The sequence below is a fragment of the Bradyrhizobium rifense genome (genome assembly GCF_008123425.1).
Classification (GTDB): domain Bacteria; phylum Pseudomonadota; class Alphaproteobacteria; order Rhizobiales; family Xanthobacteraceae; genus Bradyrhizobium; species Bradyrhizobium rifense.
Map to the genome: position 1 here is coordinate 131,631 of NZ_VSSS01000026.1, position 11,759 is coordinate 143,389.

The 11,759-nt window shown below is 64.2% G+C and carries 10 protein-coding genes; 8 read left to right on the top strand and 2 right to left on the bottom strand.

All coding sequences use genetic code 11. The annotated features are described in order from the left end of the window. Window positions 1-17: 17 nt before the first annotated feature. On the bottom strand, window positions 18-932 hold the full coding sequence (locus tag FXB40_RS16700) for a GntR family transcriptional regulator (RefSeq protein ID WP_246207649.1): 915 nt from the start codon (window positions 930-932) through the stop codon (window positions 18-20). 86 nt (window positions 933-1,018) lie between these two features. On the opposite strand from FXB40_RS16700, the gene FXB40_RS16705 reads away from it, so the two are divergent. The 5 genes from FXB40_RS16705 to FXB40_RS16725 are packed head-to-tail and all read left to right on the top strand — an operon-like array spanning window position 1,019 to window position 7,115. Continuing rightward, on the top strand, window positions 1,019-2,182 hold the full coding sequence (locus FXB40_RS16705; RefSeq protein ID WP_148773278.1) for a C45 family autoproteolytic acyltransferase/hydrolase: 1,164 nt from the start codon (window positions 1,019-1,021) through the stop codon (window positions 2,180-2,182). Then, window positions 2,182-3,744 carry an ABC transporter substrate-binding protein gene (locus FXB40_RS16710; RefSeq protein WP_246207651.1) on the top strand — a complete coding sequence of 521 codons (1,563 nt, stop codon included), beginning with the start codon at window positions 2,182-2,184 and terminating at the stop codon, window positions 3,742-3,744. Before FXB40_RS16705 ends, FXB40_RS16710 begins: the two co-directional genes overlap by 1 nt. 13 nt (window positions 3,745-3,757) lie before the next feature. Beyond that, entirely contained in the window at window positions 3,758-4,702 is a 945-nt protein-coding gene (locus tag FXB40_RS16715) for an ABC transporter permease (RefSeq protein WP_148773279.1), read from the top strand. Continuing rightward, window positions 4,699-5,511 carry an ABC transporter permease gene (locus FXB40_RS16720; RefSeq protein WP_148773280.1) on the top strand — a complete coding sequence of 271 codons (813 nt, stop codon included), beginning with the start codon at window positions 4,699-4,701 and terminating at the stop codon, window positions 5,509-5,511. The genes FXB40_RS16715 and FXB40_RS16720 overlap by 4 nt, the downstream gene beginning before the upstream one ends. After that, window positions 5,508-7,115, top strand: a complete 1,608-nt coding sequence (locus tag FXB40_RS16725; RefSeq protein WP_148773281.1) for an ABC transporter ATP-binding protein — start codon at window positions 5,508-5,510, stop codon at window positions 7,113-7,115. The genes FXB40_RS16720 and FXB40_RS16725 overlap by 4 nt, the downstream gene beginning before the upstream one ends. A 51-nt stretch (window positions 7,116-7,166) precedes the next feature. Here FXB40_RS16725 and FXB40_RS16730 read toward each other — a convergent pair whose 3' ends face one another. Next, window positions 7,167-8,513 carry a glycosyltransferase gene (locus FXB40_RS16730; protein WP_148773282.1) on the bottom strand — a complete coding sequence of 449 codons (1,347 nt, stop codon included), beginning with the start codon at window positions 8,511-8,513 and terminating at the stop codon, window positions 7,167-7,169. A 273-nt stretch (window positions 8,514-8,786) separates the two neighbouring features. Between FXB40_RS16730 and FXB40_RS16735 the strand changes: the two genes are divergently transcribed. The 3 genes from FXB40_RS16735 to FXB40_RS16745 all read left to right on the top strand — a co-directional run bounded on the left by FXB40_RS16735 (window position 8,787) and on the right by FXB40_RS16745 (window position 11,534). Continuing rightward, the gene (locus FXB40_RS16735) at window positions 8,787-9,731 is read left to right on the top strand and encodes a c-type cytochrome (protein WP_148773283.1); all 945 of its coding nucleotides are present in this window, start codon (window positions 8,787-8,789) and stop codon (window positions 9,729-9,731) included. A 394-nt stretch (window positions 9,732-10,125) separates the two neighbouring features. After that, window positions 10,126-10,851 carry a response regulator gene (locus FXB40_RS16740; protein WP_148773284.1) on the top strand — a complete coding sequence of 242 codons (726 nt, stop codon included), beginning with the start codon at window positions 10,126-10,128 and terminating at the stop codon, window positions 10,849-10,851. A gap of 137 nt (window positions 10,852-10,988) precedes the next feature. Further along, window positions 10,989-11,534: a DUF1127 domain-containing protein gene (locus FXB40_RS16745; protein WP_148773285.1), complete on the top strand. Its 546-nt coding sequence runs from the start codon at window positions 10,989-10,991 to the stop codon at window positions 11,532-11,534. Window positions 11,535-11,759: the final 225 nt, after the last annotated feature.

The following is an 11,759-nucleotide window of genomic DNA, read 5'->3' on the forward strand; positions in this document are numbered from 1 at the left end:
ACTACTTTTGCACGTGATCAGGTGACTTTGGATGGAACGTTGGAATTGGCCGGACCGCGCTTGAGCTGAGCAGCGCGCTCCAGATGTCGGCGCAACAGCGCGGCCGCGGCCTCGTTCTGGCCGGCTTCGAGCTGATCGAGAATGGCGAGATGCTCGCGGCAGTTCACGATCACGCGCTCATGGCCGAAGGCCCAGTCATAGTTGCCGAAGCGGCGCAGCCGGTTCTGTTGCTGAACGGCGACCAGCAGATAGCGGTTGCCCGATGCGGCCGCGAGGCCCTCGTGGAAAGCCGCGTTCATCTCGTAGAGCGCAATGCTGAGAGTGTCGCTCCACCGCATCGCCAGCATCTCCTGATGACGGCGGCGCATCTCGGCGGCCCATGCCCGATCGAGCCGGAAACCCGGCTCGAGCAGGCCGGCGGGCTCGATCAGAAGGCGGTAGCGATAGCTTTCGTCGCGCGCCTGCGTATCGCCGAGCGTCGGCTGGAAGCGCCAGCCATGGCCGGGCTTGCGCTGGACGGCTGCGACCTCGGCAAGCTTGGTGAGCACGCGCTGTACCATCGGCCGCGTTGCATCGTAGCGTTGCATCAGATCGCGCTCGGACACCTCGTCGGGCAGCCGCTTGGCGCGGCGATCGCGCGCAATCGCGAGGAACAGCCGGTCGGTCTCGTCGGGGCTCGGCTTCGGCGGCGCCTTGTGCGGAGCAGGGGTCGTGTCGGCGACGAAATAACCACGGCTCTCGCCTGCGTGCACCAGCTTGCGCCGCGCCAACAGCTTCAGTGCCGCGCGCACCGGCGTGCGGGAGACCTGGAGGCGCTCGGCCAGCGCGACTTCGGCAAGACGGGTTCCCGGCGCAAGTCCCTCGCTTCGGATCAGGTCGATGATCCCTGCGGACAATTCGCGCTGAAGCCGGCTCGGGGGCGTCTTTTCCAACGCAGATTTCGTGGTTGAAGATTTTTGTTTCATGTCATCACAAAGTACATTAAGCTTCCTGCAAAAGCAAAAGGAACTTGGCGTCCATGGTCGAACCCTTTCCCCTGATCGAGATCTCCGGTCCGCCGCGCGAGCGCGGGCGCCAATACGGGCAGAAGGCGGTGGCCCGCATCAAGAAGGGGACATCGCACTACTTCACGCAACTGAAGGAGTTGTCGCTCGATGCGAAGGGCGTGGCCGCGCTGGTGCGGGATTATCTCCCCGTCATCGAAGCGTTTGAGCCGAACTATATCGAGGAGATGCGCGGCATCGCCGAGGGCGCCGATGTTCCGTTCGAGGATATCGTCCTGCTCAATGCCCGCACCGAGATCATCAAGCTTGCGAACCCGGCGATCCGCGCGCGCTTGAAGACGCCGGAAGATCCGGACGGCTGCACCGGCGTCGTCGTGATGCCGCAGGCGACTGCCAGCGGTCGCCTGATCCATGCCCAGAACTGGGACTGGAAGCGCGAATGCGCGGAGACGGCGGTGGTGCTGAAGGTGCGGCGCGACGACGGGCCGGATCTCATGACCTTCACCGAGGCCGGCGCGCTCGGCCGCTGCGGCTTCAACGCCGTCGGCATTGCGATCACCGCAAACTATCTCCAAAGTGACCGCGACTACCGCCAGGCCGGCGTGCCGCTGGCGCTGATCCGCCGCAAGGTTCTGGAGAACGAGCACCTCGCGCTTGCGATGCGCGCCGTCTATAGCACCAGGAAATCCGCGGCGAACAACATGATCGTCAGCCACCGCGAAGGCGTTGCGATCGACTTCGAGTGCGCGCCCGACGAGACGTTCCAGGTTCATCCGCAGAACAACGGCCTCCTGGTCCACGCCAATCACTTCGTGAGCCCGGTCGCGCTCGGCAAATTGAAGGACACCGGCATCGCCGAGACGCCCGACAGCCTCTACCGCGACATCCGCGTTCGCGATCTGCTCCAGCCCCATATCGGCCGCATCACGTTCGATACCGTCAAGGATGCCCTGTTCGACGAGTTCGCCTATCCCTGGTCGGTCTGCCGCCCGCCGCGGCGCAATCTCAGCAACAATCTCAGTGCCACCGTGGCGATGATCCTGATGGAGCCGGCGAGTGGTCTGATGCAGGCAGCACCGCTGCCGTCGCTCAATCGCGAGTTCACCGAGTACCGGCTCGAGATCGATGAGATCGGGCGGGCCGCGTTCGAGCGATCGGCTGCGGCGGGGGCAGCGTGATGCGGCGGCGGCCGTCGCCGGCATGGGCGGTCGGTCTGGCCGCATTGGCCCTGTGGGCCATGCTGGGGAGAGCCGGCGCCGAAACATTGTTGAGGGCGCGGCTCAACGCCGACATCCGCTCCACCGATCCCGGCACGAACCGCGATGCGAACACGGACGCCGTGGTTGCGCACATCGTGGAAGGGCTGGTCGCCTTCCGCGACGATACCTCGATCGGCCCGATGCTGGCCGACAGCTGGGCCCTTTCGAACGAAGGCAAGACCTACACGTTCCGCCTGCGGCAGGGCGTCAAATTCCACAACGGCGCGACCATGACCGCGGATGATGTGGTCTGGTCGCTGAAGCGCTGGCTCGATCCGGCGACGCAATGGCGCTGCCTGTCCGAATTCAGCACCACCGGCATCGCGCGGATCGAGAAGGTCGAGGCGCCGGATCCGCAAACCGTCGCCATCACGCTCGATCAGCCGACGGCGTTGTTCCTCCCGACCATAGCGCGGCCCGATTGCGGCCAGACCGCAGTCATTCATCGCGATTCCGTCGGACCTGACGGCAAGTGGATCGCGCCGATCGGCACCGGCCCGTTCAAGCTCGCCGAGTGGAAGCGGGGGCAGTATGTCGATGTCGTCCGCTTCGACGGCTACGTCTCGCGCAGCGAGCCACGCACCGGCTATACCGGCGCCAAGGACGTCAAGGTCGACCGCGTGCGTTTCAACGTGATCCCGGACAGTTCGGCCGCGAAGGCAGGGCTGCTCAGCGGCTCGCTCGACGTCGTCATGAGCCTGTCGATCCCCGATCTCGAGGATCTCAAGTCACGTCCTGAGGTGCAGCTCAGCATCACCCCGTCACTGAGCCTGACCGGCATCCTGTTCCAGACCAAAGATCCGCTGCTCAAGGATGTGCGGATCCGCCGCGCCATCGCGCTGTCGATCGACACCGCGCAGATCGTCGATGCCGTGATGCTGGGCACGGCCCGCCCCAACAATTCAGCACTGCCGCTCGGCAGCCCCTTCTACGGCGAGGTGCAGTCGCATGGCTACGAGCAGAACATCGCGGAAGCCAAGAAGCTTCTGGTGGAGGCCGGCTATCGCGGCCAGCCGATCAAGATGATCACCAACAAGCGCTACAGCTTTGTGTTCGACGCCTCCGTGCTGGTGCAGGCGATGGCGCAAGGCGTCGGGATCAATATCGAGCTCGAGGTGATGGACTGGGCCGCGCAGCTCGACCGTTACAATCGCGGCGACTACCAGTCGATGGCCTTCGTCTATTCGGCCCGGCTCGACCCCTCTCTGAGCTTCGAGATGCTGACCGGGCCGAAGGCGTCGCAGCCGCGCAAGGTGTGGGACAATCCGGAGGGGCAGGAGATGCTGCGCCAGTCGATGATGATCGACGACACCGCGAAGCGGCAGTCGCTGTTCGACGAGATGCACAAGCGCTTCATCGCCGACGTGCCGATGATCGTGCTGTTCAACGGGGCCGAGCTCACGGCGTTGCGCAAGAGCATCAAGGGCTATGCCGGCTGGCTCTATCCGGAGCCGCGGTTCTGGGGCGTCACGGTCGAGTAGGCAAGGGCGCGGCATGCTGGGTTACCTCGCAAGACGGCTGCTCATGACGATCCCGACCTTGCTGCTGGTCGCGATCGGGGTGTTTGCGCTGGTCCGGCTCATTCCCGGCGACCCCGTGCAGGTGATGCTTGGTGACGCCGCCGATCCCGCGCAGGCGGCGCAGCTTCGCGCCCAGCTCGGGCTCGATCAGCCGATCCCGGTCCAGTTCATGCACTGGATCGCTAAACTTGCGACCGGCGATTTCGGTCACTCCATCACCAACAACCTCGCGGTGTTGCCGCTCATTCTCGAGCGTTTCCAGGTCAGCGCCGTGATCGTGCTGGTGGCGGTTGCGGCAGCGGCCTGCATCGCGGTCCCGGCCGGGCTCGTCGCGGCCTGGAAGCAGAACAGCCTGCTCGATCTCTCCGTCGTCGGCGGCGCCACGCTGCTGTTGTCGATCCCGAGCTTCTGGCTCGGCCTGTTGCTGCTGCTCCTGTTCGGGCTCAAGCTGAAATGGCTGCCGGTGATCGGTTATGTCCCGTTCACCGAAAACTTTTGGCAGGCCGCAGCCTTCATCGTGTTGCCGATCGCAACGCTGACCATGGTCGAGATCGGCGTGCTCACACGCATGGCACGCGCTGCGTCCATCGAGGTGCTGCGGCTTGAATATGTCACGCATGCGCGGGCCAAGGGCGTGCCGGAATGGCGGGTGCTTGCCCGCCACGTGCTGCCGAACGCGTTCGCACCGACCTGGACGCTGATCGGCCTCGTGCTTGGCCATCTCCTCGGCGGTATCGCCGTAATCGAGACCGTGTTCACGCTGCCCGGCCTCGGCCGGCTGCTGGTTGATTCCATCTTCGCGCGCGACTATCCGGTGGTGCAGGGCTGCCTGCTGTTCACCGCGGTGATCTATGTCGTGGTCAATTTGATCGTCGATCTCTGCTATCCCTTGTTCGATCCGCGGGTGACGGTGGCATGAGGATGCGCGCCAACACCGCGATCGGCAGCGTCCTTATGGTGTTCCTGCTCGGCGCAGCCATCACCGGAGCGTTCTGGACGCCGTTCGATCCATTGCGGATCAATCTGCGCGCGCGTCTGCAGGCGCCGTCGTCGCTGCATTGGTTCGGCACGGATGAATTCGGCCGCGACGTGCTGAGCCGCGTCATGGTCGGTGCCGGCGCCAGCGTGGTGATTGCCGTGCTCACGGTACTGCTGGCCGTTACGATCGGCGTGATGGTCGGCTGCACGGCCGGTTACATCAGGGGCTGGGTCGACCGGATCATCATGGCCGTAACCGACGCGCTGCTCGCGTTTCCCGGCATCCTGCTGGCGCTCGCCGTGATGATCGTGGTCGGCGCCAACAAGACCGGCCTGATCCTCGCGCTCGGTCTTGCCTACATTCCGTCCGTGGTCCGCGTGGTGCGCGGAACCGTGCTGTCGATCCGCGAAAAGGAATATGTCGAGGCTTCGCGCGTCATAGGCAATTCGGAAGTTTATTCGATGATGCGCCATGTGATGCCGAACGCGATCGCGCCGGTCGCAGTGCTCGCGACCAGCATGTTCGGCTGGGTGCTGCTCGCCGAAAGCGCGCTGAGCTTCCTGGGGCTTGGTGTGCCGCCGCCAGCGCCGACCTGGGGCAACATGCTGGCGGCAAGCCGCCCGTTCATGGAAACGGCGGCCTGGCTCTCGATCGCACCGGGCCTGTGCATCGCGCTGACGCTGCTCGGCATCAACCTGCTCGGGGATTCCTTGCGCGATCGCCTCGACCCCAGGATGGCGCAGGGATGACGCTGCTGTCGGTCGAGAATCTGCGCATCGAGGTGTCCGCCAATAAGGCTGTCATTGTGGACGACGTCTCCTTCGCCGTCGAACGCGGTGAGTTCCTGGCCGTCGTTGGCGAGTCCGGCAGCGGAAAGACTGCGGCGGCCCGTGCCGTGCTCGGCCTGTTGCCGTCGGGTCTTCGCAAGGCTGGCGGACGGATCGTGCTCGATGGCATCGATCTCGCGAAAGTCTCGGCGCGTCAGATGCGCGCGCTACGCGGACCGACCGTCGGCATGGTGTTCCAGGAGCCGATGGTCTCGCTTAATCCCGCCATCAGCGTCGGCGCGCAAATGGCGGAAGGGCTCGGCCTGCACGAACGGTTGGGAAAACGCGAGATCCGTGGCCGCTGCCTCGACATGCTCGCGCGCGTGCAGATCCGCGATCCCGAGCGGACTTTTGACGCCTATCCGCATGAATTCTCCGGCGGCATGCGCCAGCGTATCATGCTGGCGTCGGTGATGCTGCTGAAGCCGAAGCTTCTGATCGCGGACGAACCAACGACGGCGCTGGATACCCTGACCCAGCGCGAGGTGCTCGATCTCATGGTTGGGCTGGCCCGCGATCACGGCACGTCGGTGCTGCTGATCACCCACAATCTCGGCCTGGTGTCGCGCTATGCGCAGCGCGCGCTGGTGCTGCGCCAGGGCAAGATGGTCGAGACCGGAACGACGCGACAAATCCTGTTCTCGCCGCAGCAGGCTTACACCCGGCGTCTGGTGGAAGCCCTGCCGCGCCGCGGCGCCACGACCAAAGCACAGCAAGTCGGCGAGCCTCTCGTCAGCGTGCGAGACCTCAAGGTCGGTTTCGCCGGGCGGCAGCGGCTGTTCCGCCGCGATACCGGCGTCTCGGCGGTCAACGGCGTCGACCTCGACATCGCAGCCGGCGAAACGGTCGCCGTGGTCGGCGGCAGCGGCTCCGGCAAGACCACGCTCGGCCGGGCCATGCTGCGTCTCATTCCGACGTCAGGCGGCGCGATCAGGTTCCGGGGCAGGGACGTGACGGCCACCACCGACCGTGAATTTCGCCTCGCTTCGCAGCTCGTGTTCCAGGATCCCTATTCCTCGCTCGATCCGCGCATGCGCGTCGGCGAGCTCGTCGCCGAGCCGCTCCGTCACGTGCCGCATTTGGCGGCTGGCGAACGTGATCGGCGTGTCGAGGCGATGCTGGAAGAGGTTGGCCTTGCGGGCCTCGGCAAGCGCTGGCCCCACGAATTGTCGGGTGGGCAGCGGCAGCGGATCGCGATCGCACGCGCCATCGTGCGCGAGCCGGCCTTTGTCGTCGCGGACGAACCGGTCTCGGCACTCGACATGACCATCCAGGCGCAGGTGCTGAAACTGTTCGAGCGGCTTCAGCTGCAATATGGATTTGCCTGCCTGTTCATCAGCCACGATCTCGCAGCCGTCGAGCAGGTGGCTGACAGGGTCGTGGTGATGCAGGGCGGACGGATTGTCGAGCAAGGCTCGCGCGACGATATTTTTGATCGGCCGCAGCACGACTACACCAAAGCGCTGCTCGCCGCCGCGCCTGTGCTGGATTTTGACGGCGCGGCGACGGCGCGCGCCTCGGGTTGAGCGGGGGTCGGAGGGGAGCCGCGCTCCCCTCCTGTGTTGGACCAGGTGAATCTACCGGGCGGCGCGGCGGCCGCGGCCGGCTTCGAGCGTGCCGGCACGCCGCGACGCTTTGCGATCGTCGACGAGACGGCCGATGATCCGGAGAACTTCAGACCGCGTATCGATGTCGGCGAACTCGTCGGCCATTCGCGAGGCACGCATGCGGTAGGCGGGGCGGTCGAGCACGGTGCGCACTGCATCGCGGATCGCTTCAGGCGTCGGCTCGTTGGTCGCGAGATTGACGCCGACGCCGGACCATGCCACGCGTGCGTTGACGTCGGCCTTGTCCTCGGTCATGCCCGCCGTGACCAGGGGGATTCCAAAGCTCATGGCCTGGTTGACGCTGCCATAGCCGCCGTTGGTGACCAGCACATCGACGCGCGGCAGCAGCCATTCGAACGGCAGGTAGGTGGCAAGCCGTGCGTTTGACGGGACGGCCGCGGGAATCGCTTCGACCGGGCGGCCGCCGGTCGTCGCCACAACCAGCACGTCCGGCTCGTCGCCGAGCGCAGTGAGTGTCGGCGCAATCAGGAGCCCCAAATTGTGATTGGCCACGGTGCCCTGCGTCACCAGCACGACCTTCCGCGACCCATCGAGCTCTTGCGCCCACGGCGGCAGGGGCGCCTGACGCGGAATGATCGGCGGCGTTCCGACGAAATGCACATTGGGTGGAAACGGCCGCGGAAATTCGAAGCTGGGCACCGACAATTGCATATACGCGTCGGCGAACTCGATGACTGAATGGAACATCGGCTTCAACAGCGGACCGACGCCGAAGCTCTTCAGCACCCTGTTCAGGTTGCGCAGGACCGGCTGATCGACATTTGCGTCATACTCGCCGGCGACGACGGCATATTGCTGGCGCTGCTCGTCCGAGGCAGCAGGCGGCAGGCCAAGAAAATTCGGCGCTCCGTCGTCGCGCTCCCAGTGAAGAAACGACGTTCCGCACAGCACGACCGGCGGTCGCATCTCGCGCGGTCCGAGCAGCATCGGCAGGATACCGAACAGCATGTCGTCACCGACGATGATGTCGGCCTGAAAGTGCTCCAGCGCCGCGTACAGGCCCTGGTTCTGCGCCGGAATGGGATCGACGAAGATGCGCTCGCACGCGGTGCGCAGCCAGTCGGGCCCTGGAGGAAGGCTCTTCAGTTCGGGGACCACCAAGAGGATATCCCGCAGGTCGAAATCCGCGCCCGCCGGAAGCGGGAAGAACTGGGCGCCGCTGGCTTCGATACGGGCACGAAACGCGGTCCCCGTCAGGAAGGCAATCTCGTGGTTCTCTGCGACGAGAATGCGCGCGATGGCGAGCAGCGGATTGAGGTGGCCCGTCGCAGGTGTCGAAGCGATGAGAATTTTCATGGAATAGGTCCTCTGATTGTCGAGCATCGGCCGTGAGCGGTCGATGAGCAGAGGGAGAGTGGTGGGATCGCCATTACGGCAGAACTTCCGCACCGCGCCAAATTGGTTACGGTGGCAACGCATCATGGCGTTGTGGCGGCGGACATCGGCGCGACGATCAGTGCGGCCCGCGTCCTGTTACAACAGTAACTCACACCGCCAACGCTGAAACAACGCTGTAGTCTCGCCCTCATAGTTACGAAAATCGCTCCTTTCGAGTGCGTGAGGACGAACATGCCGAATATTATCAGTCTTATTTTACTGGTGGCTCTCGCGGCATTCATGGTCTGGATCGGCTGGCGTGCCCTGCAGGTCCGGTCTCGCGTCCTGAGATGGAGCGGTGTGGGGCTTGCAGCTGTATTGACGATCCTGGTGTCGTCAGTCAGCGCGCTGACTGCGACGGGCCTCGTCAAGCAGCACGCGCGCTCCGCGCCTATTCCAGACGTCAAGGTCGAACTCACACCCGAATGGGTCGCGCGGGGCAAGGCCGTGACCGACAGCTTTTGCAGCGGATGCCACAAAGCGGAGTTGACCGGTGGTGGCAATCTCGCCGAGGATCTTCCGATCAATATCGGCTCGTTCGTGGCCGCCAATCTCACGCCCGCCGGGCCACTGAAGCGGTGGTCGGATGGGGAGATTTTTCGCGCCATTCGCAACGGCGTTGATGCGAGCGGAGGCTGGCTCACGATCATGTCCTTCACCAACGCGAGCCGGCTGAGCGACGACGACACCTTTGCGGTGATCGCCTATCTTCGCAGTCTTCCGGCCGCGGGCGCGCCCACGCCTGATCGGCTCGATCGATTTAACCTCGTCGGCCTGGCGATGCTGGGGGCCGGGATGTTGCCGGACGCGAAGCCGGTGACCGCCGCGCGTATTGCTGCGCCGCCAAGGGGACCGACGGCCAAATACGGCGAATACCTGCTGTCCTATCAGGATTGCCGCGAGTGCCACGGCAAGGATCTCAGTGGTGGTGTACCCGGCCAGTTGCCGCCGCTCGGTCCAGATCTCGGTATCGTCGCGCAGTGGACCTGCGACGAATTCATCACCACTATGCGCTCCGGCGTCGATCCGAATGGGCATCAGATCGGGGAGAAAATGCCGTGGCGTCCGATCGGACGGATGGACAACGACAAGCTCGCTGCCGTGTATCAGTATCTGACGCAGACCCGGCACCCGTGATATGTCGCGCAGCATCCACAAGCCCGCGAAATGACGTCGACTCATGATCAGGTCAAGTCATCTCGGCAGCTGCGCCGCCTGATTTAGAATCGTTCTGAGCTGACTGAACAACGCCGGCTCCGCAGGCCCGTCGAGACGATGTTCGCGTGGGTAGCAAATCCTCCAGATCACAATTCATCACGTATCGGAGATTTTGCCGAGTATGACGGCAAAATGACCTATTCGGTAGGCATGACAGGCAACATCTATATTTGTCGTTCGCACATAAGACGGAAGGTCGTCGGCACATGACAACGGATTTCAACCGCGTGCCGCCGGCTTTAGAGGAACTCATTTTCGCATCAGCCGAAGCCGGCACGACCAGGTCGGCTAAGGCAAGTTTGAGAGATCAAATATGTTGGCAGACGTCGGCCATGTCATCGTTGTCGATGACGATCCCACCTTGCGGCAGATGGTAATCAAATATCTGGAAGAGCATAATGTACCGGGGAGAGCTGCATCCAACCGCGCCGAATTGCATCGCCATCTCGAGGGAGCGCAACCCTGCCTGATCATTCTCGACCTTCGCCTCGGTCAGGAGGATGGGCTGGACCTGCTGCGGGAGATACGTTCTCACTCCGACGTGCCCGTGATCATCACGACCGGGCACCGGCCCGATGAAATCGACCGCATCGTCGGCCTTGAGCTCGGTGCCGACGATTACATCATCAAACCGTTTAGCCTGCGGGAGCTGCTGGCCCGCGTCCGTGCAGTGCTGCGGCGTCAGGAGATAGGACGGGCCGCCCGCGCCAGGGATCCCGAGCGCGGTGGCTATCGGTTCAGCGGCTGGAAGCTCGAGCGCCGCGGCCGCAAGCTGGTCGACGCCAGCAACGCGCCGGTTCCCCTGAGCAAGGGCGAATATGCCCTGCTGCTGGCCTTCCTCGAGGCGCCCGAACGCCCGCTCAGTCGCGAGCATCTGCTCCAGGCAACGCGCATTCACGAAGATATCTTCGATCGCAGCATTGACGTCCAGGTCTTGCGCCTGCGACGCAAGCTGGAGAACGACCCGAGCGCGCCGCGCATCATACAGACCGAGCGTGGCGTGGGCTACGTCTTCACCGTGCCGGTCGAACCGTTCTAGGCCGGCTCATTCCGTGATGGTGAAAGCGTGGCAGCGGCCGGCTGCAATCGTAACCGTTTTCCCCGCAACAGTGATGCCGACGTAACAGCCGAACGTCATGGTGTCTCCTGCAAACATTGCGCAGGAGAACGCGTCGCATGTTGAAACAGAACTTGCCCTCAAACGTGGTCCGCGTGGTGCGGCCTCTCGAGATGAAGACCGGCAGCATCCCGGGTCGCTCTGATCTTTCGGTTGACCGTGGAAGCGCTCGGCGGGATCGCGCGGTGCGGCCTGACACATTGGCGGATGCGCCACGACCGGCGGAACCGTCAGCGGAAGCAGACAGTCCGACCAGTTGGTGGTCGGCGGCGTTGCTATCCGTGATGGAGGGATTTGCCCTCTATGGCGCGGCGCTCCATCCGAACGCGACGTTTCCGGTAGAGGCGATGCCGCGCACCGCCTCTACACGTTCGCCGCGTCCAGCCGGCAGCTCGCGGATTGATTTGCACGCCCGGCATCGCTGGACCTGGTGGTCTGCACTAGGCGATACGGCCGCGATGCTCTGGAAGCATTGGTGGCGGGAGCGGGAGATCAATCAAGCGGTCGCGGCTTTGTCGCAATACGACGATCGCACCCTGCGCGATCTTGGCATCAACGGCCGGGCGGACATCGAGCGGGTGGTGAGGTATTGCCGTGATTGCTGATGCTGTTTTCCTCGCAGTTGCCGGACTTGGCTTCTATCGCGCGACCGTCCGCTCCATCATCTCGCGTAGCCTCAGGAGCGGCCTGATCTGCCTGATGCGGCATAGCTGGCTCTAAGGGGTGATCGATGCGGCGGCGAGAGGCTGCCGTATCGATCAATAAGACTTGAAGAGTGACGGCCCAATCCGTCGTGGCCCCGCATTGCCGAAGCGTAATGCGAAACCTAT